Origin of the sequence: Moritella sp. F3 (assembly GCF_015082335.1) — a bacterium.
Classification (GTDB): domain Bacteria; phylum Pseudomonadota; class Gammaproteobacteria; order Enterobacterales; family Moritellaceae; genus Moritella.
The window spans coordinates 445,258-466,200 of the sequence record NZ_BLRL01000002.1 but is presented as its reverse complement, the minus strand read 5'-3'; the positions used below and the strand labels follow the sequence as shown (position 1 = coordinate 466,200).

The window sequence follows — 20,943 nt, the reverse complement described above, 5'->3', positions numbered from 1 at the left end:
CCTAAAGGTCGTAAAAATATGGGTGGAGATAGATATGACTGATGTGATTAAGATTCTTAAAGATGCAAATGAAAAAGCTTTAGAAGTTCATACAAAAATGATGTCTGATTATTTCCCTGGAAAAGGGCATGGCGGAATTCATGAAGTAAACCTTGTAAGTATATACATTGAATCCATTAAGCAAATTTGTGGATATGAAAATGTATCAGCTTGGCTTGAAGTTCAATGCTTAAAAGGAAAGAAAGGAAAAAAGAATGCAAGACCTGCGAGGTTAGATGCTGCAATTCAAATTACAACAAGAGAATCGATTGTAATACTTGAGGCTAAGAGAATTAGACAATATAAAACTAACGGTAAATACAACTCTGAAATAGCTCTGAAGAGTATTAGCAGAGATTCAAAACGACTAATTCAAATCGATGAATCTGAATCTATAATTAGCAAAAGCAGTGCTAAAAAAGTATACAGAGTCCTCTTGTCCTCTATATGGATGAGCGATGCTAAAAATATGCAAGAAGCACGTAATAAGTGGATGTCTAAAGAAGCTTTTAGTGATGACTGGGAACTTTGTGTAGTATCTGAGACTAAAGATGACCCATCCTCTGACAAATATTTTAAATTACTGCTCGCAATTAATGGACCAGATATCATAAAGACTTAAATTTAGTAGGTCAGGTAACAGCCTACTAACGAAAGAGCCTTTAGGCTTAGGGTCTGTATTACTTTGTGTTTGAATTGATTAATGAGACCCTATTTGGTTTTAAATGAATTTATTGCCATCAAAATAAACTATTTTCAAAGGGATATTGTATTTTTTCTTCAATGTATTTATATAATCGACATCAACTTTGTTAGGCTTTTTATCAACAACAATCCATAGTTGTTCATATCCATTGTCATCTCTATAAAGCGCATATTCGAGTAATTGACCAATAGCGTTACGTATACATGACTTTACAGTCACAGCCCCGTTTCGAGTTGATTTTAGCTCAGCAGCAATGAATGCACCTTTCAGTTTAAAACTGAAGTCTACCTGTTCCCGTGTTATTTTATCTGCCTTATCTTCTCTAATTATATTTTTCACCTCATTTATTTGTGTCGATAGCCAGTAACCGAAATGATTTCCAAGTAATTGCTCATATTGTGTGATGAGTCGTTCACTCACTTCTTGAGTATATATTGTTTGTTTCAATTTTTCGTTAAATCCGCTCCAATCAAAAGTGTCTATCCATATACTTTTGTTCTTAATATTGAAGTTTGCCACGTCACCATGATTTAAGAATGTTTCTATATCTTTAAAGTCATCTGTGGTTCGTATTCTAAAGTCAACGCGATAATTTTTAGATACCTCAGCATCAGGGTTTCCTCCTCTATTTCCTTGAAATTCTTTTGCGTTATGTTTTTCTATCCATGAAGGAGGTCCTGCAAAAGTAACTGTAACGAAATCAATCCTAGGAAATACCCTAACGGTATATTTATCAGCTTTACTACTATTGAAAATAAATTGTGGTTTGTCCTTATAATCATGGACTACACAAGAACCATTATCCATGTCGAAGTGACTCATTAGATATTCAACTACACCCAATACTCGCTTAGTGCTATTTGGATGTTCATTAAACCATTGCTGCATGTTTGGTTTGTTAGATAAATCTAATAATTGAGAGTTTGAAATAAGACTAGTTTTTTCGTTTTTAATTTCTGAATAAATGGGTAAAGACAACGCTTTTGAGAAGTCTTCAATAGCATTCTTAATTTTCGATGTCTTCTTCATATCCACGGCTAACCAACGAGTTTCACGTCGTTTTTCAACATACTCTTTATCCATCATACCTTTCAGTAAGGGGTATTTTTCTAAAACTTTAGCTTTTACTTCAAAGTTGAAAAAACAAGTTTCAGACTTGATCTTTGGTTCTGCTGAAAAGATGGATTTACCATCTAAATAAATATGTAAACTATTTGAATGTGTTCCAAACTGCTTATCTTTAAAGTTAGTTGATACTTTTTTTAGAATTGTTAAAAGATATTTTCTGAATAATGTGCATGCTTCAGTTTCATTGTTAAACAATCTTAGTGTTTTGTCATAATTAGAATTTTGTGATGGTCTATATACGAACCCAAGCTCTTTAATTTCATCTATTAAATGTAGCAATTTTAATACCTCTAGATTAATGGTTTTCTTAATTGTTGAGAAATAATGGCCAAATGTGTGAATAATAATTTACATTGAATTACAATCTTAACAGTATGAATAATAAGGTAAATAGCACTGTGCTGAAAGTGAGTTGTTTGACTGTTTAATCTAGATGTTGAGTTTCATAAAATTTTATAATTGGTTATATTGAAAACTAATGCAGTAATATTGTTGTAGTCTTTCTAAGAAGAGTACTCAGGAGTCTCAATGAGCCTTAAATGAAAGTAGCAGTTGAAATCTGCCACTTCTTTATGTGTTGTTTTATGCTGTAGTAACTGAGTTAGTTATATCATTCAGGTAATTTAGCAGTTCTTTATAAGATTTATGGCTGACCGTTGACCTCGATTCACTAGCTAAAAAGTTTGTTAAAATATGATATGTAAGTTTACAATTCGCTATCTCAAAAGCTAGGTCTGTTGCAGTCATATCATTATGATCTTTGGCATTAATCAATTCAGGAAAATGACTAAGTATCAGTTTCGTTAATTGAATACTCCCCATTCTAACTGCTGTGTGTAATACGGTCGCGTTCTCGATCGTTGTAATATTAGCGTCAATACCGTGTTTAATTATTAGTTTTGCTGAATCTATACACCCACTTGCCATGGCAGCATGAAGGGCCGTGCGCCCTCTTAAATCTTGTAAATTGGGGTTTGCATTAGCTTCTAATAAAGCTTGAACTGTTCTTACATCTTTATTATTAGCCGCTAACATAAGTGGTGTTTGCTGTTTAAAATCTGAGATATCAACAATTTGATGCCATTCTTTAATTATATCTCTGACAGCTGATAGGGTTTTGTTAGATACGCTAATTACTTCTTCTATTACATCCGCTGGGATTGGTAGCTGAGTGTTTTTAAACTTTGACTTCATGTCATAGGATATTTTTATTAATAGAAAAATAATACTGTCAGATTGAGGGGATTTAAGCTGTTTAGATTTTAGATGCTTATGTTTTTCTAGTATAAAATTCAACTGTTGTTGATCTTTCACTACTAGTTGAAAATCAGGTAAAAATGATTTTAGGTCTTGCAATGAACTGGAGAAAAGTGGGGAATAACTTGGATAACATTGGTAAAGAGATTCCCAGAAATACTCATGAAGATCACGCGAAATATCAAAAAAATCAGGTGTTTTCTTATTCTCTGTATTATCTTCTAAACCGCCCCAATAGATAATGTCTCTATAATATTTTTCATGGTTATTTGGGATTAGTTTTTGGTTTGCTATAGCTAAAGCAAAAGCATCTCTGGCTATGGTTCCACGTAGAGAAGCAAAGTTATACTTTTTGCACTCATCCATCGCTATGTTGAGAAGTTTTTCAGCTTCCTTTAATTTGTTTTGCGCAATGAAATGATAGGCTTCATATTTTAAAATGAATGGTTTCCAATACACAACTTCGTCATTTTGATTCGCTGATGATATCAATTCTTTTACTTTTTTTTCGCTTTGTAAATTGAAGGAACTAGATACGAAAATTTCATGAAGCTCGACAAATATGGATTGTATTTTTTGGTATTGCGTTACCGCTAGTTCATTTAGTCTTTGCGAAATTAACCCTTTTATATTTTTGTTTGGGTAATCGTATTTCGAGGCTTCGTGGACTATTTGAAATTCCTCTATACTCTGTAATTTCTTAAATGGGGCTTTATTTTTCTGTAATAAGTTAACTAAATCACTCGTTTTTTCATCTAAATGTTGTTGTTTAGATGCGAACTGCGTAAAGGATATTTTTATTTCCTCCATCATATTTTTTGAGTATGGAAATATATGATCAATTTTATGAGTCGTTGTTGGATCAGAAAAAATGCTTGATAGGCGAGGAGCTACTAATGGCACTGTGGCGTAATTTTCAGTCGCGACGCAAAGCAATAGGTCATGTCTTAAGAACGGAGGAAGGTTTTGAGTAAAATTTTTATTTTCGTTTTTTTCACCTAAATGAGAAAACTCCAAGTGTGATTTTAGAGTTTCATTATAGGTAAGTTCGTACACTTTAACGAGCTGTAATGCTTTGTTTTCTTCTGGGTTGATATTTAATTTATCTACGTGAGGGGTTATCAATTTTACAAGTCGTTCATAGCCATTTTGTGTTGCTCTTGCAACAATGAGCCTTTGTCTGATGGTTTTTGTACTTGGAGCTTGATAGCGTTCTTGTATTTTTAAAACAAAATCCGCTTTTTGATCTTCACTACAAGTGTGCTGAAAATATGCTTTTAAATCATCACTAGTAATTGCAATCTCATGCTGTAAAGTTTCTGGTGTGTGACCTTTTTTTATAACAAATTGGATTGCTTGGTTAAATACTGGCTGAGCAAAATTGGGCTGAAAACAGCCATTAAACTTAATTTTTACTTCATCTGGAAATGTGTTGTTTATACTCGATACTTCGGGTGTATTTTTAGCTTTTAACCAGTTGTGTAAATTTTTTAATACTGTGCCTGTCATATCGTGTATTTTTAAATCATGTTCGATATTTTTAGCGATACTAGATTTTGGTTTTTCAATTAAATCGATTAACCAATTTAGAACTTGTGGTATTGGTAATTCGACTTTTGGATCTTCTTTTGATGGGTCTAAGTATGGCAAATACCAAAATTTACCCCCAGGCATACCAGCGTCAAGCTTTGACTCTATTTGCCAGAATACGGTGTGTCTTGCTAGTGCTGGAATTAAAACTCTAGCTAAGTAATGCCACACGATTTTTTCTTTACTTGCTTTGAATGTGAATACATTTGTCTCGATAGCTTTGTGAATAGCATAGTCATTTTGTATGTTTTGAAGTAAATCATTAGTGACATTTTCGTCTAAATCAAAAAAATGGGCTATCTCTAATATTATTTTTTGCCACGTATCATAAAAATTACCTAACGACATCTCTGTATTCTTAAACTTACTTTTCGCTTTACTCGTCAATTCGGTCTTAATGCCAAGGCCTGTTGAAATCTCTAAAAGTACAGATTCGAAAGTTGGAAATGTAGCCATGATAAATCCTTTTTAAATCATCATTAATAATAATCAATACAGTACTTTATCATACGTTGTGGGGAGGGGACGTCACTTTTCATTTAAGTATTTAGCTGTATTTTAGATACTGACTCTATCTACACAAGGAGTTAAAGATGAGCACTAGCAATATTAAACCGTCTTCATTAATAAATGATTTAGTTATCAATTGGCATATAACAGAGGCTTGTAACTATAGTTGCGACTATTGCTTTGCAAAGTGGGGGAAACCTAATGAGTTACACCGTTCTCTGGACGCTGTAGAACAGTTATTAGATAAACTAGCAAACTACTTCATTAAAGGGACACCACCTTTAAAGTCAAATCTGAGATATGAACATGTTCGAATCAACTTTGCTGGTGGTGAACCAATGATGTTAGGCAGTGCATTTTCAACTATTTTGATGCTTGCTAAACAAAAAGGGTTTAAAACATCACTAATAACCAATGGACACTATTTACTGAGGAATAAAACTAAACTGCCAAATAATTCTTTAGATATGATTGGCATCAGCTTTGATAGTCAAAGCTACGCAGTAAGAGAAAAAATTGGACGAGTTAATAGGAAAGGTGAATCTTTAGACTCAGAAGGATTGAGGTTAATTTTACGTGATATTAAAAGTAACCAAAGAGGAGTTAAAACTAAAATAAATACAGTCGTAAATAAGCATAATTGGAAAGAAAACTTTTCAACAATTATCTCAGAATTGAAGCCTGATAAATGGAAAGTTTTGCATGTGATGCCGTACGGTACTAATGAGCTTTTAATCTCAGATAATCAGTTTGATGATTTTGTAAAAGAGCATAGTAGCTTAGGACTACCCATTTATGCTGAATCTAATACGGCGATGACTGAGTCATATTTAATGATTGACCCTAAAGGGTGTTTTTACCAAAACGGCCATGATAATGCAGGTTATCGATATAGTGAGTTTATTAATGACATTGGTGTTGAAAAAGCACTTAGCCAGATAAACTTCAATCAGGAAACATTTATAGCTAGATATTTTCCAGCTGACACATCAATGCTAGTGGAGGCTTAAAATATGAAAAGTGAAACATGTGTTGGAAAAATGTCTGCTCAACCACTTAGCCAATATTTTAGTGAGCCAGAAGCTCAGTGTGCAGCGGATTTTTCTAAAGAACGTTATGGAAATGACTTAGTCCCTTATGAGTGTAATAAATGTAAATATTGGCATTTATCTCCATCAAGTAGGCAGACACCTAGTACAAAATGTAGTGAGTGTACTGATGGAAGTGGTTTACATAAGGATTCATATCGTTCCAAGCAAGAAGCGAACACGCGAGCTGATATCATTTATAGCGAGCAGTACATTAATTTAAGAGTCTATAAATGTAAGTACGGTCATGGCTGGCATTTAACTAAGAGTCAGTATTAGTTAAATTTTCTTTTATCTAACTGGTTTACAGATTAGTTAGGTCGTATTACAGGGTAATAAAATGCTTAAACTTAAAGATAATTTAGATATGTTTAATGAAATAATGGAACATCATGCAGAGCATAGACGTAAATTAGTAACAGCATATGATCAATCTGAAGATGTAGGTTTAACCCCTAGCCACTTAAAATATAGACCCTTAAGTAAGAACGATTTTGAACGAATGTTTGAGATTATAGATACTGTGCAACCAATCTTAAATTATGATCATCTATCGGGTGGGTGTTTATATGTTCATACTCAGCTAAAAGAGATATTTGCGCGTAATGGTTATTTAAGTGAAATTATTTTTGGGGATGTAATTGTTAATGGAAATGCTCATATGGGATGTGATTTAGCTGAATTACAAAGACAATTAGATGTCGGCCCTGATTCTCGTTCACAGAAAGTTCATTGCTGGTTGATGTTGGAAAACTATCAGTTTTTCGATGCAACATTATTTCGAGATTTAAGTGATGGTGTATATGCCGCGGAACTCTATGGATATGGTATGACACAGCTTGATGGCTATGTTTTTCATTATGAACCAATACTTGCAGGGTGTGATTTCATAGAAAAAACGAAACTAACCTGCTAGAAAAATATTTAATAATTTAGGTACTTATCTTTGTCCAAAATTAGAATGCATGATAGGTTTTTTGTGAGTGGTGCTTAATGCGGGTTTCAAGATTACTTTGTCTAAAATTCAAATACACCACTACATTGATTTAGCGTGTTAAAGCGTTAAAGACATGAAGTGATTAGAGCGAGTCCTGCGAAAGTAGGGCTCGCTTTTTTGTATCCAAGACAACTCATCCTATGCCGCCAAAGTGCCGACTTTTGAAATAATAAATTATGGTTTTATATAATATTATTTGTTTCTAACATTAAGTCTCAGTTTGTCAGGTAAAAGTCTTACTTCCCTTTTATTAAAATTAAAAATCCAATAGAATCAGCCGTATATGAAGGCTTATTGAAAATTGATAAGACTTAAATAATAAATAACAGGACTGCAGACTATTTCAGAATAGGTTTAAATGTCAGATTGATGTTTTATCTTATTTTTCATTGATGTTTAAATTCCTTCTGGCGCAGTTGAAATAAAATACGTTGCAAAACTATAAACGGAACAAGAAATTCATACGGGGAAAATAAATGGATCAATTAATAAAATGTACAACGTGTGATTCTGAAGCTCAAGGTTCTGGGCATGTTAGCTGTTTGTGTGATAAGGACCATTGTTCAGGTCAACGTTGCGCTGCAAATTCGTTATCAAAAGAATTTAAATGTTCTTGCGGTGCTACAGGTATGCCAGAGCAAACTTTAAATTATATGAAAAAACACTGTAGTTAATAAACATAACAGTTGTTTAACAAGGACAAAAAACAGTTGGATTAGCCCTTCATCGCTAATTTTAACCAGCTATTTTCTGCCTGTTAGCAGGGCATTATGTTTACTAATTAGGAGTACTATGAGAAAGCAATTTTTATTATTTATTTTGGTTCTGATTTCATTTAGTTCAATATCTCAAGACCTAATCAAAGAAAGCATTATAAAACAGTCTGTCCATCTGGCTCACAAAGTATCTGAATTATCGAATGATGTTCAGTTCTTAAAAGATGCTAATAAAACAGTTTTTGTTACTTCTGATAATAAAGAAGCTTTGTATAGACTTGAGTCTCGTATCGCTGTGATTGAATCAGAGTTACTCAGGTTTAAGAACCTAGCTACAAAGCAAGAATTAAGTGTGTCTGAAAAATATCTTATTGATCGTATAATTTCAGCAGAAAATAGTATTAGCCAATGGGCTAACTTATTTTCTTGGGTTGGTACAGGTTGGGGAGTACTTTTTACCTTTATCATCTTCTTTATTGGTTACCTACATTATAGAAAGCTTGAAGATATAGTCAGTGAGACCAGAAAGAATCATGCAGAGTGGCTAAATAAAGAGGCGCCTAGACTGCTAAAAGAAGAGTCTCAACAGTACGTCGATGAGATTGAGAAGTTGCGAGACAATGCAGAAAAATACTTTTTATCAACAGAAGAACATTTCATTAACGTGAAAAAAGTCTCCAACTTGCGTTTGGATCCTAGTAGAGCACCTCTTCAAGATGAGGAGTTAAATGAGAACGTCCAAGTTGCAATTGATAAATACCAGCAGCATGATTTTGCAGATGCAATATTACATGCAAAGTTCGCGTTAGAAGAAGTTGTAAATAATCGCTCTAGGATTGAAGCTCTACAAATAATAATTAATTCATATTTAGCTATTAAGCGTAAGGATTTAGCTTCCTCCTATGACGAAAAATTATCTCAAGTAGCATCGAATCTAGCCCCTTATGATAGGGCGAATACCTTGTTTACAATTGCAATGAACCGCTACCCTTTTGATAAAGATCATCCGAACGAAAGTACTTTTAGCTACCTAGATGATTTGATCTCAGAGTATCTGTCTGACGAAAATGAACAGATAATGGTAACTGTTGTAAAAGCTATGCACTTCAAAGCTATTATCTTGGAGAATAATAGTAATAAGTTCTTAGCCCTTAAAGTTTATAATGAGATAATTGAACGTTATAAATCAGTTGGGAATGAAGAGATTCAAGCGATAATTGCTATTTGTAAGAAAAACAAAAAAGAAATTACCGACGGTTAAGAATAGGTGTGACTCCCAACGCTTGGCGTTTTAACAGTTCAAGGACTAACAAGAAATTTAAACGGAACAAAAACAATTGGCTATATTTTCGCTACACTATTTTTGTCTGCTTAATTAGGTGTTAGCTCTATTGGTACATTTACGCAGGAATTTATATGAAAGAAAGATCGTCTAAGTACCTCCAAAAGCAACATCCTAGAGCAATTGTTGCATCACATGATATTCCTTTGACTAATCTAGCTACGCAAGAAGTAGAAAAGATACTGCATGGGCACCTTGCTATAGAACCAGATATTGGTGTCAAATACAGATTGCTAGCAGTCCCTGAATTGGGCGGGTTCGGAGAAACAGCGTCAATTGCTCAGAATATTGATACGATTTTCGCCGAAATGTTATCAGTTGAGATGAATATTAGTAATAATATAAACCCTACAAGAAGTTCTATTAATACAGCTAAACTTCCTTTATCTCCTAAAGTTCGTCTGTATACCGACACTTTAAAAGTGTCTGCTGAACAAATTATTAATGAGTTTGAACATTTTGGACTTCAAGTAGAGGTGATTGAAGAGAGTAATATGTATAAGAGTATCTTTATATCTTATGGGGGGCCTGATGAAGAAGCAGTATCAAGGCTAAACTCTAATCTGAAATCTCATGGTATTCCTACTTGGTTTTTTCCTGATGATTCAATCCCTGGACAAAAGTTACACCGTATGATGCATGAAGGGGTGAATCAACATGATAAAGTCTTGTTGATATGCTCGGAAGCATCACTGACTAGGGCTGGTGTGCTAAATGAAATCGAAAGGGTGCTTGAGCGAGAGGCAAAAGAGGGTGGTACTGACATACTAATACCAGTAACCCTAGACAACTTTGTTTTTAATGAGTGGAACCCCGAGCGCCCTGATATAGCTGAACAATTAAGATCCCGAGTCATAATCAATGCTAATCCTGATGGTGAAAGCTATAAAAAACAAATTGATAAGTTGATTAGTGCGCTGAGAGCATAAAGCTAACAAAGCATTTAAGAGTGATTCCTAGCGCTTGATATTTTCAGTTCAAGGTTGGGCTTCGTGTTTACGGTGCAATGGCGTTATTCAGATCTTAATGCGGCGTTACTTGATAAAATAGATGTTTTAGGCTTATTTTAGCTGAAACATCCATCCACAAATTTAGTGCAAAATTATCACATCACTTTTAATCCATTAGAGCGTAATTAACATTCGTAAATATGAGGGGACGTACGTGAGTATCTTTTGATTATTAATGTTACATAGATAATTTTATGTAAACACTCTGTTCGGATTGTATCAAATTATGGGAATTAAATGAGCACTCAAAAAATTGAACCAAGCAAAGTGACCAAGCCTATACAGCTGGTAGCTGCTTGGCTTGTTGGCTTAATATTAGTTAACGGAACTTTTTTAAGTACAGCGGTTGGAATAGGTGAACCAACTTGGTTAAAAGGAACTTTAGTCATTGCTTCAGTGATTAATGTACCTATATTTCTAGGTGCAATCTTTCTTCTACAAACGAAATTTAGGCCACAACTTCAAGAGGACGAATACTATTCTCAGTACCTTGATAAAAGTACAAGTGAATATGTGTCTATCTCTAAAAATGAACATATACTGTCTTCAATCTTAGATATTAAATCTGAATTAATGAGCCTTTCAGAGTTGAAGGTTGAGGCTGTTTTTCCCAAAGAAAACCCTGTTGTAGAAAAAAGATATGCGTGGTCCCCTCATTACAAAATTGCTCTTTGCGATTACTTACCTGATTTTTACAAAATCCAAAAAGAATTAAAGGAAAATAACATCCCTATAAATAAAATATTTGGGACCAAAAATACGGATAATGTACCTAAGGTTAATCATTTATCATTCAGTAGGGAAGTCGATTTTAATACTCAAGTTGAGGTTTTAAGAATGCTATCTGAATATGATTTTGATGGTTATGCATATACTGTAACTAGCGAAGTAAACCCAGAGGCTATTTACATTGGAGGTTTTGGTTATGTTAATGGCGGGTATTATCCGTTTAACGCTGAACTGAAATCACTTTTGAAAACAGATATAGAGCCATCAGATCTAAAGTATTTTGAAAAAAGAATGGGGAAAATTAAAGCTGGAAACCTCACTGTAAGTAAGTAATAAAGACGAGATTAATTTTTGTATTTCAACTTGCTTTATTTTAGGCCCCTAAGTTTGATCAGTTATTTAGGTGCTTATATCGCCATTGTTTTTCTTTTTATTTTGAATAATCAACTGATTTATTGCCCCTTTACCTAGTCGAGGAAGGGGCTAGACCTCGATTGATACAATAAAAAATATATCTATATTTTTGCCTACAGTCATAATCTCTGCTAAATTTAACTTAATCTTTATCACAGGCTTAAAGTCTGATAGTAGAATTAATGCATGATACCTTAAGTGGGATTGCAGGGCTGGCAGCCTTTTCTATTAGATACAAACCACACGGTTGTATGGTGATATTAAATTGTGGGTTATTCCATACGGAAACCCGGCTCGCACACAGAGGTCCCTACCGGAGTGCGGCATCAATTTTATATTGGATACAATTATGCCCGTAAAAAATGCACTTCGCCCAGATCCCGCACTTCAGCACTACAAACAAGTTTCGTTTGAGACCCTTACCGCCAGTTGGTTTACTTTCGATGGCTGGGAGGTCTTCTTTCCGATTATTGATCATGATATGAAAACCGACCTACTGGTAAGTGATGGTAATAACTTTTATCGCATCCAAGTCAAAACAATTGAGTCTCATGATGAATCTCATGTTGTGGAAAATAGATGGGGCGATGCAAAGATTGATTACGTGATTTATTTCTCTAGGGAAGATAACTGGGGTTATATCTTAAAGCCCTTTATGCAGAGACGTAAACGACTGAACTCAGCTGCTGGCATCCGCTTTCATCAGGATCCTGAGGACTTTATCGAAGCCTTTAATCGGATTTAGATATTGGATTCTACAAATCATGTTGTCGAGGTCAGTACGTTTCTATATGTAATTGAAGCAGATTCAGTTGTTACCGTTAATGCGAACTATCGTGCCAATATTGCTATTTTTACGTATTGGCACTGTAAACGAGATGTTTAAATGTTAGCTTAAGATGAATCGTTATAAATCTTGCATTGGAATTAAAAACTTACCATATATAGCTTCTCTTCGTTGCTCGCTTTTAAGTGTAATGAATCCAGCTTCTAGCGCTGCATGTACATTAAAACTATAAGTTCTTTCGTTACCTTCAGAGCAACATATGTCCATCTTTACATTATTTATCTGGGCATCTAAAGCGGATAAAGAGCAGCCAATCTGTTGAGCAACTTCAAGTCTAACTTCACGTTCAGGTGACGAACCATTTCTTGGGCTTATCCCTGATTCTTTTACTAGCAGAGAGTACATTTTAACGCGAGTTGAATGATCCCATCTCATTTGTTATTTTCCTTTTCTTATTTAGCTATTTTCACGTGGTTAGGTTAGTAAATTATTTTCAATAAATAACGTTTAATTTGTTAGCTTTTGCTTCTTCTACATAGTTTGCTTTTAAGCGTAAGGCTTCTTCTTTTTCTAAACCTGTATGCAGTGTTTCGATATGTGATTCGCCATCAGATTTTAAGTATGCAGCAACAAGTGGACGTCTAGAGTTAGCAGCTTTCTTTGCCCATCGGAGACTTTTTTCTGCACTTTCTGGTTTAGCTTTTTTTGCTGCTATATACACAGTGCCATCAGGAAATGTTACTCGGTAAACATTCATTATTGATGATGATGATTTTATATTGGATGACATAAGATCTTTGATTATGTCTGAGTCCATAGATAAGTTATGTTTCTCTGCGAATAAACTTATAAATGATTTACTCTCATCGTAATTGATACCATTCTGCCCCATTTCTTCATACCATTTAGATACTTCTTGTGGGGATGCCCCTGTTATATTTTCTCCTTTAATTGCTAATAGTGAACTATATAAATGAGGATTTTTAAAGCCTACATACGCTAAACGGAGAGGAGAAAATAAACATGAGTTGTTTAAGCTGAACTCTGCTTTTGATTCGAACCATCCCCATTCATCTACGTTGTTGCTACTAATATCAAGCTGAGTATCAGACTCAAATCCTGCACTGTCGTAATCTAAGATTAAACTGAGAACCTCTTCAATGATTACGTCTCTGCTAATATCTAAATGATCTGATATACGATTTAAATTATCAACCAGAGATTTTTTCATCGGTATTTTTGCTACATTTTTTTCGGCAGTGTTTAGCTTATATTCAAAATATTCGATATTGCCCTTTTTTTTATCTCTAGATTTATTTACTTCGACTTGTTCTTCAATCGTGACCAATTCACGCGATAAAAAATCACAAAAATACGGCGCTGCATTAATGTGAATCTCTTTGCATACCCTCTGATATCGTTTCCAACTTGTTACGCTAAAACTACATTGAACTATAGGGTCGTTAAAATTTACAGGCATTGTTAATCCTCCAATGAACTTGAGCTAATCATACTATACCAATGAATAATGTAAAAGAGCTTATTTGAGTTAAAGTTGTGGATATATTTATCCAAAGATAAAATCTTTTCGTTTATCGTTGCTAATTAGGTTGTTTGTGTGTATCGTATTTGGATGTTTAGAACCTGAAATCTGTTTTATTACACTATGGGAAGATACAATGATTAAGATTGTTAACGTGAAAATGTCTAATGCAAATGTGGAAAATGCAGGTTACAGAGATCTTCAAGATATGCTGAATGATGGTTGGGTCGATACGTGGAAGTTAAATATTAGTCGGTTAGAAGAGCAAGACCGAGTCAGAGTGTGGAATGTACGTGACCAGCAGTTTCTAGATGCGAAGATTAAAAGCGTATGCGCTAATCCTCCGAGAATCATATTGGGTGATGATGCAGGTATTTTTGATATGGTTATGGATTGGATGGCGGGTCCACAACTTAGAAAGTACACGGAAGAGTAGTCGTCCTAGCTTTAAACTGATTCTTTAATCGTGAAGAGTCTATTTGTATCTTGTATGGCATATAGTGTGCTTTTATATGTCATAAAACAATTGGAATTAGACATGTTTGAAATGATCATCATGGGCTCGTCGTTTTAATAGCCTTAATGATTTGCACTTCGAGTTTGTAAGTTCTGATACAAAAGGTGAGGCAAAATCTAAATCGATAGCTCATATGAAAACCCAAAAGTGGACTGAGATTAGTAGGTTAACTAAAGAGAAAAAAATCACATAATGATGATTTAGTAAGGCATGATTGTTAAATTTTACTGAGTACATTACTACGGTGTAATATAATATTACTTAACACGTTGTTAAATAGTGCATTCAATATCAAATAATAAGGTTAAGTATGAAGTTTCTTTATCGTGATAATTACAGTGTAGAAATTAATAAATTTTTGTCTAAATGTGATAAATCGTATGTAGCTGTGGCATTTTTAGGTGAGGCTAGTTTTAAACTTTTTGAAAAATCTAACAGTCATCAGATAAACATTATTTGTAATTTAGAGAGTGGGGCATGCAATCCCTTTGTTGTTGAGAAATTAATGGCGTTGAAAAATGTAAATATTAAAAGCCTACCAAGTTTACATGCGAAGTTACTTTTAAATGGAAGTACCTTGATTACAGGATCTGCCAACTTGTCTGCTAATGGTTTATGTCTTCAAGATAGTGAAATAAATGGTTGGGAAGAAACTGGTTTATTAACAACGCATAATGAAGCGATTGAAGATGCGAGAACTTGGTATGCTATCACTTGGGACCAATCACATTTTATTGATGAAAACGATATTGTTCTAGCCAAGGAAAAGTGGCTTTTTTCTCGTGGAGTAAGGGGGACTAACTCGACCGCTAAATCACTTGCCGATCTGATAAATAAAGATATTTCATTCTTGAGTGATAGAAGGATTTATCTGGCATTTTATCGAGATGAAGCATCAAAAGAGGCATGTGAAAAAGCAGACGAACTCGCTAAAAGCTATGGTTCAACACCAGAGTTTTATGAGGATTGGGATGAATTACCTGATGGTGCTGATCTTATTAGCGTGGGGTTAGGTCCTAAAAATGGTTTTGATATTGACGGTATTTACTTTACTCCGTTAAAACCACAAGCTTATGAGTTTAAAACAGCAGATGGTTCTGTTAGCTCTATAAAGATTTGTACAAAAGAAAGTGACTTTATGGGCATCAAGATTACAGCTGAAGATCAGCGATTACTTAAAAATAATAAAGACGTCGTGTTGAATCATAAAAACTACCGTACTAATGAGGCGTTTCTAATTCCTCTTACCGATTGGGTTGACGCTGTGAATAAAAGTATGGAGTAAGAGATTAATATTCTATGTACGGCTTTTATTCTAACAATTGGCGATAAATAAGCTTAAGTTTACCCCCATACAAACCCTTACACTCATAAATATATTAATCCCTATAATCGATCAACATCCTCTCGATTTAGGGAAACCACTTTATGCCCTTTTTTACACTGAAAAACTCTGCAATATTATCCGTCACTGCCGCCCTGTATTTAACGGCTTGCACTCATACCGCGCAAGCGAGCAACGTTGTTAAAACAGTCACTAACGGTGCATTAACTTTCGAGCTCGAATTCGAAGATGAACTATACCTCGAGGGCGGCAGAGAATTGATGTGGAATGAAGCATTGCAGCAACCTTATATCGAGGCAGCCAACCAATGGTTAACGGCATTAGTCGGCGTTGACGGTAAACCACTGCACACCATCCGCATGCGGATCTCGGTTGCAGAAATGAATGACGGTAATGGTTACGCAGGCCCTGATTCTGAAGAACAATCGGTGAGTACGAAATACCAACCAGCGGTACCTTAGTTATCGGTGATCATACCTACGAACAAGGCTCTGATCAGGTCGAGTTTAAAGCCAACATCCTCCATGAAATGGGGCACATCCTTGGCATCGGTTCGTATACTGAAAAGTTCACCGAATACAGCGAGGAACTCCAAGGCAATGTATTGAAAGTGCCACACAGTATGGCAGCGAAAAAATATAACCAGATATACGGTAACAGCTATCAGTATGTGCCAATCAGTGATGACGGCGGTCACTTGTATGATTATGTATTACAGGAAGACAAAAAGCGGGTCTTGGATAATGGCGAAGTGTTAGCGCCATTCATGCGTTATGCGCAGTGGTTTTAACCCTTTAGTTTGTGGCCAAATTAGCTATCCCACTATAGAGCAGTTATAACTGCAAAATAGCATAGTTCAGTTATTAATCCACTCAACTATCGATTGTGAAATTATCGCTCCATTTGACAGACTCAGTATACTGACAAGCAAAGTGTTCTTCTGAAATACCGAGTACGTTACAATAATGATTTACTTGTTTCCAATCGGCTTCCTCGTAACATTTCACTGCATTAAGCAGGTTTCCAAGATCTCCTTTACCTTCGTTCAATGCCAATTTAAGTTCGTCACTGAGAGGTAAATTGGTTAGGAGCTGAGACATAGGTTGATCCAGTAAAGCATCCAGCAAAGAGAACATTCCCATTAAAAAGGCTTGGCTAGGCTCTATTTTAAATAATCCTTTAGTAACTAGCAGTTCACAAACTCTCGCTCGCTGGATAGATAGAACATATAGATACTGAGGTTTATGTTGGTTGGCATGAGCGACTGTCATTAAAGAAATAAATAGGCGCAACTTATCATGCCCTAGATAAATAAGAGCATGTTTAAATGAGGTGATGGCTTTAATAATGACAGATGATTCATTTACATATTTAAGTAGTTTATAAGATAGGGTTACATCGCTGGCTATCAATTTCTCTATAGCAGCATAGTTAAGTTCCGGGCTCGATATTTCTTTGCACAATTGTAATGTGACTAGTTCTGATGGTTCAATTATTCGTTGTTGTAACATCTCTGGTTTACTAAAAAAATAACCTTGAAAGTAATCAAAACCAATTTTTTTCGCCTGTTTAAATTCATCGTAGGTTTCTACTTTTTCAGCTAAGAATTTGATCTTATAATTGAGATGGCGATGAATAAAAGACTTTGCCTCAGCGAGTGGGAAAACTTGGATATCAAACTTAATAAAATCGATGTAAGGTAGAAAACGCTCCCAGCGAGAGTCAGGGATAAAATCATCGAGGGCCAGTTTGTAGCCTTTTTTAGACAAAATTATTACCGCTTTTAACAGTTCATCTGTCGGTTCGCAATCTTCCAGAATCTCAACAATAAGTTTATCTTTGGGGAGTAACGTTGGGATGAGCCTAATTAAGCTGCTGTATGGAAAGTTGATAAAAGCAAGTTTATTCCCTGTCGTATTGCCACATGAATTCATAAACTGCTCTGATAGCAAGCGACTGGTTGCTTGCTCTGCGTCCATATCGGGAAACGAGTTTTTTGGACCATCTCTAAATAGCAGTTCATAACCAATCGTATTTTTATCGGTATCTAAGATCGGTTGTCTGGCTACGTATGAATACATGTGTTATTACCTATTTTATATTGCCCCCTGTCGTACTGGGTATTATTACACCGTTTTAATCAAAAAACATATACTTGCATAACTTTGTTTAGTAAGTGCGTCATACTATTTATATGACACAAGCTTAGTCTACCCCCATACAAACCCTTACAGTCATAAATCTATTTATCCCTATAATCGAACACACCTCCTCTCGATTTAGGGACATTACTTTATGCACTTTTTTACACTGAAAAACTCTGCGATATTATCCGTCACTGCTGCCCTGTATTTAACGGCTTGGACTCATACCGCGCAAGCGAGCAACGTCGTTAAAACGGTCACTAACGGTGCATTAACTTTCGAGCTCGAATTCGAAGATGAACTATATCTCGAGGGTGGCAGAGCATTGATGTGGAATGAAGCGTTACAGCAACCTTATATCGATGCAGCCAACCAATGGTTAACGGCATTAGTCGGCGTTGAGGGTAAACCGCTGCACACTATCCGCATGCGGATCTCGGTTGCAGAAATGAATGATGGTAATGGTTACGCTGGCCCTGATTCTGAAGAACAAGTCGGTGAGTACGAGATACCAACCAGCGGTACATTAGTTATCGGTAATCATACTTACGAACAAGGCTTTGATCAGGTCGAGTTTAAAGCCAACATCCTTCATGAAATGGGGCACATCCTTGGTATCGGTTCGTATACTGAAAGTTTCACCGAATACAGTGAGGAACTCCAAGGCAATGTATTGAAAGTGCCACACAGTATGGCTGCGCAAAAATATAATCAGATATACGGTAACAGCTATCAGTATGTACCAATCAGTGATGACGGCGGTCACTTGTATGATTATGTACTGCAGGAAGACAAAAAACGGGTATTGGCTAATGGCGAAGTGTTAGCGCCATTAACCCAAGAGTTTATGGCCAATGGTGTGGTCTTTGGCGCGGTGACGCTAGGCGTGCTCGATGATATTGGTTATCAGGTTTCTTATAGTGGGGCAGAGGGTTATAAGCCTTAAATCGTTTGGTGATAAATAGCCCTATCGGCCGCTAACGGTCCTTGATGTAGATGAATGCCGCAGCCCGAAAGACTGCGGCATTCATCTAGCTATAAAACTACACAATGTTAGCAATACATCATTTACCTTGGGTTAATAACCAGAGGTTTAAAGGTCGCCCTTGCATTACCACCTGAACCATAGTGATTTGTGTATGTTTCACCTTCTTGTAATGTGTAATAGGCATCGACAAAATCATCGTCATTCGTAAACCAGGCATCCGGTAAGGCTTTGAGTATGCCATTGGTGATGGTGGCTACAATAGCAAAGCCTTGTACTTCTGGATCTGGAATTGATTTTAAAATTGTTTCAGCTGCAGAGAGAAGAGCCGTAGCAAGTTCTTTGTAATTAGTACCGTCATCATGCTCCATTAATATCATATCTGCCGCAGCCCAACGATAGCGTTCCCAATGAATGACGACTTGATTTGGATAGTATTCTTTCTCTGCATAATCAAGGTAAGGCATTTCAATGATATCTAGCACTGGCTCATCACGGCTTGGGTTTACGCCATTTACTATCGCGTATACCTCTGCAGCGCCTGATATCCAAGGTTCTTGATCATCTTGTAAGCTAATCTGCTTAATTACGGTCGTCGATATCGGTTTATCAGCCGATTTAAACGCGCTGCGCTGAAGACGTGCTGATTCGAGTGGTTTGGCTGAATCCGTGTTTTGCGCTAAGATCTCGCGCATGACTGCGAGCCCTTCACGTATCGTTTGTTGTTTATCTAATTCAACCACGAAAACCGGTCTGTCTGGTAGTTGGTACACATCTAGCAGCTGAATATTACCATCGACATCATAGGCTTCAATATTAGCCCAGTCTTTATCATTGCCCGCTGGTTCAAAAGCAAATAACGGTGATACACCTTGCTGCCAGTCACTTAGCATACTGGCGTCAGCGAGACGAAATTGCACTAGATTAGGATTCTCAACGCGCATAAAAGCGGAACTTTGTGCCGATCGAGTAGATAGCCCTTTTGCCGAGCGAATCGCTTGCTCACTTTTATGCAATGCTTTAGTTGCAACCCCGCTCGATTGTAATACTTGATCCGCATTGACGGTTAAATTATATCGATTAATGTCAGATTGTAGCGTCGGCAAGATTTGCGTGTATTGCCGACTTAGTTCCAGGGCTATTTCACGTTTAGCACTCGAAACACTGATATCGTAGTCAGGTTGTGTTTGAACTATTTGCTTTGTCTCGTTAGATTTCGCTGCAGCAACAAAGGAGGAATTTATTAACGTGAGAGGCGCGATAACCAGAATCGCTAAAGTTACTTTTTTCATAGAACATCCTTATCAATTATGACCCATTTAATAGTTATGGGTTTGATTTAAATCGTATTGATAATGATTATCACTGTCAAAGGGTTTGTTTAAACAATGCTGTTCTAGATTGTTTTTTCTGTATTGGGGACTTTTAAGTGTGACTAAAGTCGTTATTCACTTATGGGTATTTCTAGTTTGTATGCTTATGTTTATACACACTTTACCCCAAGATCAAAAAAGCCTCCAATCAGGAGGCTAACTTCAATGAACCATGACAGTCCAAGTATTATTATGCTTCTGTAGTTACTTTAGCTTTAACTACTTTTTTTGGGGCTGTATCAGGAACAGTGTTTAGTTCTGCGATCATTGCAGTAAGTTGGTCAATTTTGCCTTCAACTTCACTGATTTTTGAACCCTGGTCGCCAGTAAAACGGCTCGTGATGCTTTTCGTTTTAGCTTCAACTGAGCCTAACGAGATCTTTTTAGAAAAGATTGCAGACGTTTGCTCTTTTAGTTTCGGCTCTACTTGTGTACCGCGCTCAACAAGCGATTCAAACAGTTGCGTTGCTTTATCTGATGATTTTGATGCTTCATCAAGGATGGTGCCATAAACACCAAAACCAGCAGTGACGGATGTTTTTGCAGTGTTTTTTGCAACAGTTAAGATAGTTTGTGCTTGGTTAAGTAAGTTACTCATGATAATCACTCCTAGTTAATTAATGTTGATTAAGGTTTGTTTCAACTGAGTTAATCATATTGGTTTTATTTAGAAAGGTAATACCAGAGTAAACAAATTATATAAACATTATAAATACTGGCTTT

At 35.8% G+C, this 20,943-nt stretch carries 20 protein-coding genes; 13 read left to right on the top strand and 7 right to left on the bottom strand.

The window, feature by feature from the left end; translation table 11 throughout:
• Nucleotides 1-34 precede the first annotated feature (34 nt).
• Entirely contained in the window at nt 35-661 is a 627-nt protein-coding gene (locus tag JFU56_RS05245; RefSeq protein WP_198436212.1) for a hypothetical protein, read from the top strand.
• 99 nt (nt 662-760) lie between these two features.
• Here the strand turns inward: JFU56_RS05245 and JFU56_RS05240 are convergent, their stop codons facing one another.
• Nucleotides 761-2,152 (bottom strand): hypothetical protein, encoded by a 1,392-nt coding sequence (locus JFU56_RS05240; RefSeq protein WP_198436211.1) that lies wholly within the window; start codon nt 2,150-2,152, stop codon nt 761-763.
• 303 nt (nt 2,153-2,455) lie between these two features.
• Nucleotides 2,456-5,176 (bottom strand): ankyrin repeat domain-containing protein, encoded by a 2,721-nt coding sequence (locus JFU56_RS05235; RefSeq protein ID WP_198436210.1) that lies wholly within the window; start codon nt 5,174-5,176, stop codon nt 2,456-2,458.
• A gap of 137 nt (nt 5,177-5,313) precedes the next feature.
• Here JFU56_RS05235 and JFU56_RS05230 point away from each other — a divergent pair, with 137 nt between their 5' ends.
• The 7 genes from JFU56_RS05230 to JFU56_RS05200 all read left to right on the top strand — a co-directional run bounded on the left by JFU56_RS05230 (nt 5,314) and on the right by JFU56_RS05200 (nt 12,271).
• Nucleotides 5,314-6,240: a viperin family antiviral radical SAM protein gene (locus JFU56_RS05230; protein ID WP_198436209.1), complete on the top strand. Its 927-nt coding sequence runs from the start codon at nt 5,314-5,316 to the stop codon at nt 6,238-6,240.
• Between the two features lie 3 nt (nt 6,241-6,243).
• Nucleotides 6,244-6,597: a hypothetical protein gene (locus JFU56_RS05225; RefSeq protein ID WP_198436208.1), complete on the top strand. Its 354-nt coding sequence runs from the start codon at nt 6,244-6,246 to the stop codon at nt 6,595-6,597.
• Between the two features lie 61 nt (nt 6,598-6,658).
• On the top strand, nt 6,659-7,234 hold the full coding sequence (locus tag JFU56_RS05220; protein ID WP_198436207.1) for a hypothetical protein: 576 nt from the start codon (nt 6,659-6,661) through the stop codon (nt 7,232-7,234).
• Between the two features lie 873 nt (nt 7,235-8,107).
• Nucleotides 8,108-9,292 carry a hypothetical protein gene (locus tag JFU56_RS05215; RefSeq protein WP_198436206.1) on the top strand — a complete coding sequence of 395 codons (1,185 nt, stop codon included), beginning with the start codon at nt 8,108-8,110 and terminating at the stop codon, nt 9,290-9,292.
• 155 nt (nt 9,293-9,447) lie between these two features.
• Entirely contained in the window at nt 9,448-10,302 is an 855-nt protein-coding gene (locus JFU56_RS05210; RefSeq protein WP_198436205.1) for a toll/interleukin-1 receptor domain-containing protein, read from the top strand.
• A gap of 318 nt (nt 10,303-10,620) precedes the next feature.
• Entirely contained in the window at nt 10,621-11,445 is an 825-nt protein-coding gene (locus JFU56_RS05205; protein ID WP_198436204.1) for a hypothetical protein, read from the top strand.
• Between the two features lie 430 nt (nt 11,446-11,875).
• Nucleotides 11,876-12,271 carry a group I intron-associated PD-(D/E)XK endonuclease gene (locus tag JFU56_RS05200; RefSeq protein WP_198436203.1) on the top strand — a complete coding sequence of 132 codons (396 nt, stop codon included), beginning with the start codon at nt 11,876-11,878 and terminating at the stop codon, nt 12,269-12,271.
• 162 nt (nt 12,272-12,433) lie between these two features.
• Here JFU56_RS05200 and JFU56_RS05195 read toward each other — a convergent pair whose 3' ends face one another.
• Both JFU56_RS05195 and JFU56_RS23030 read right to left on the bottom strand, forming a co-directional pair.
• Nucleotides 12,434-12,748, bottom strand: coding sequence for a hypothetical protein (locus JFU56_RS05195; RefSeq protein WP_198436202.1), 315 nt, complete (start codon nt 12,746-12,748; stop codon nt 12,434-12,436).
• 58 nt (nt 12,749-12,806) lie between these two features.
• Nucleotides 12,807-13,793, bottom strand: coding sequence for a hypothetical protein (locus JFU56_RS23030; protein ID WP_242065867.1), 987 nt, complete (start codon nt 13,791-13,793; stop codon nt 12,807-12,809).
• Nucleotides 13,794-13,992: 199 nt separating this feature from the next.
• On the opposite strand from JFU56_RS23030, the gene JFU56_RS05185 reads away from it, so the two are divergent.
• The 4 genes from JFU56_RS05185 (at nt 13,993) to JFU56_RS23020 (ending at nt 16,508) form a co-directional block, all read left to right on the top strand.
• Nucleotides 13,993-14,292 (top strand): hypothetical protein, encoded by a 300-nt coding sequence (locus JFU56_RS05185; protein ID WP_198436201.1) that lies wholly within the window; start codon nt 13,993-13,995, stop codon nt 14,290-14,292.
• 391 nt (nt 14,293-14,683) lie between these two features.
• Nucleotides 14,684-15,658 carry a phospholipase D family protein gene (locus tag JFU56_RS05180; protein WP_198436200.1) on the top strand — a complete coding sequence of 325 codons (975 nt, stop codon included), beginning with the start codon at nt 14,684-14,686 and terminating at the stop codon, nt 15,656-15,658.
• Between the two features lie 143 nt (nt 15,659-15,801).
• A complete protein-coding gene (locus JFU56_RS23025) occupies nt 15,802-16,179 on the top strand; it encodes a hypothetical protein (RefSeq protein WP_242065866.1) in 378 nt (125 codons plus the stop codon).
• Between the two features lie 161 nt (nt 16,180-16,340).
• Nucleotides 16,341-16,508, top strand: a complete 168-nt coding sequence (locus tag JFU56_RS23020; RefSeq protein WP_242065865.1) for a hypothetical protein — start codon at nt 16,341-16,343, stop codon at nt 16,506-16,508.
• A gap of 82 nt (nt 16,509-16,590) precedes the next feature.
• On the opposite strand, the gene JFU56_RS05170 is transcribed toward JFU56_RS23020, so the two are convergent.
• Complete coding sequence (locus tag JFU56_RS05170) at nt 16,591-17,799, bottom strand: EAL and HDOD domain-containing protein (protein WP_242065864.1); 1,209 nt, start codon at nt 17,797-17,799, stop codon at nt 16,591-16,593.
• Nucleotides 17,800-18,013: 214 nt separating this feature from the next.
• Between JFU56_RS05170 and JFU56_RS05165 the strand changes: the two genes are divergently transcribed.
• Entirely contained in the window at nt 18,014-18,808 is a 795-nt protein-coding gene (locus JFU56_RS05165; RefSeq protein ID WP_198436199.1) for a leishmanolysin-related zinc metalloendopeptidase, read from the top strand.
• Between the two features lie 122 nt (nt 18,809-18,930).
• Here JFU56_RS05165 and JFU56_RS05160 read toward each other — a convergent pair whose 3' ends face one another.
• Both JFU56_RS05160 and JFU56_RS05155 read right to left on the bottom strand, forming a co-directional pair.
• On the bottom strand, nt 18,931-20,139 hold the full coding sequence (locus tag JFU56_RS05160; protein WP_198436198.1) for a DUF3103 family protein: 1,209 nt from the start codon (nt 20,137-20,139) through the stop codon (nt 18,931-18,933).
• Nucleotides 20,140-20,410: 271 nt separating this feature from the next.
• Nucleotides 20,411-20,818 (bottom strand): hypothetical protein, encoded by a 408-nt coding sequence (locus JFU56_RS05155; protein ID WP_198436197.1) that lies wholly within the window; start codon nt 20,816-20,818, stop codon nt 20,411-20,413.
• Between the last annotated feature and the right edge of the window lie 125 nt (nt 20,819-20,943).

Coding starts and splice junctions, on each gene's coding strand:
- JFU56_RS05235 (WP_198436210.1), bottom strand. CDS start 5,176: ATGGCTACATTTCCAACTTTCGAATCTGTACTTTTAGAGATTTCAACA.
- JFU56_RS23025 (WP_242065866.1), top strand. CDS start 15,802: ATGCCCTTTTTTACACTGAAAAACTCTGCAATATTATCCGTCACTGCC.
- JFU56_RS05215 (WP_198436206.1), top strand. CDS start 8,108: ATGAGAAAGCAATTTTTATTATTTATTTTGGTTCTGATTTCATTTAGT.
- JFU56_RS05180 (WP_198436200.1), top strand. CDS start 14,684: ATGAAGTTTCTTTATCGTGATAATTACAGTGTAGAAATTAATAAATTT.
- JFU56_RS05185 (WP_198436201.1), top strand. CDS start 13,993: ATGATTAAGATTGTTAACGTGAAAATGTCTAATGCAAATGTGGAAAAT.
- JFU56_RS05155 (WP_198436197.1), bottom strand. CDS start 20,818: ATGAGTAACTTACTTAACCAAGCACAAACTATCTTAACTGTTGCAAAA.
- JFU56_RS05225 (WP_198436208.1), top strand. CDS start 6,244: ATGAAAAGTGAAACATGTGTTGGAAAAATGTCTGCTCAACCACTTAGC.
- JFU56_RS23030 (WP_242065867.1), bottom strand. CDS start 13,793: ATGCCTGTAAATTTTAACGACCCTATAGTTCAATGTAGTTTTAGCGTA.
- JFU56_RS05245 (WP_198436212.1), top strand. CDS start 35: ATGACTGATGTGATTAAGATTCTTAAAGATGCAAATGAAAAAGCTTTA.
- JFU56_RS05205 (WP_198436204.1), top strand. CDS start 10,621: ATGAGCACTCAAAAAATTGAACCAAGCAAAGTGACCAAGCCTATACAG.
- JFU56_RS05160 (WP_198436198.1), bottom strand. CDS start 20,139: ATGAAAAAAGTAACTTTAGCGATTCTGGTTATCGCGCCTCTCACGTTA.
- JFU56_RS05220 (WP_198436207.1), top strand. CDS start 6,659: ATGCTTAAACTTAAAGATAATTTAGATATGTTTAATGAAATAATGGAA.
- JFU56_RS23020 (WP_242065865.1), top strand. CDS start 16,341: ATGGCAGCGAAAAAATATAACCAGATATACGGTAACAGCTATCAGTAT.
- JFU56_RS05170 (WP_242065864.1), bottom strand. CDS start 17,799: ATGTATTCATACGTAGCCAGACAACCGATCTTAGATACCGATAAAAAT.
- JFU56_RS05230 (WP_198436209.1), top strand. CDS start 5,314: ATGAGCACTAGCAATATTAAACCGTCTTCATTAATAAATGATTTAGTT.
- JFU56_RS05165 (WP_198436199.1), top strand. CDS start 18,014: ATGCACTTTTTTACACTGAAAAACTCTGCGATATTATCCGTCACTGCT.
- JFU56_RS05210 (WP_198436205.1), top strand. CDS start 9,448: ATGAAAGAAAGATCGTCTAAGTACCTCCAAAAGCAACATCCTAGAGCA.
- JFU56_RS05200 (WP_198436203.1), top strand. CDS start 11,876: ATGCCCGTAAAAAATGCACTTCGCCCAGATCCCGCACTTCAGCACTAC.
- JFU56_RS05195 (WP_198436202.1), bottom strand. CDS start 12,748: ATGAGATGGGATCATTCAACTCGCGTTAAAATGTACTCTCTGCTAGTA.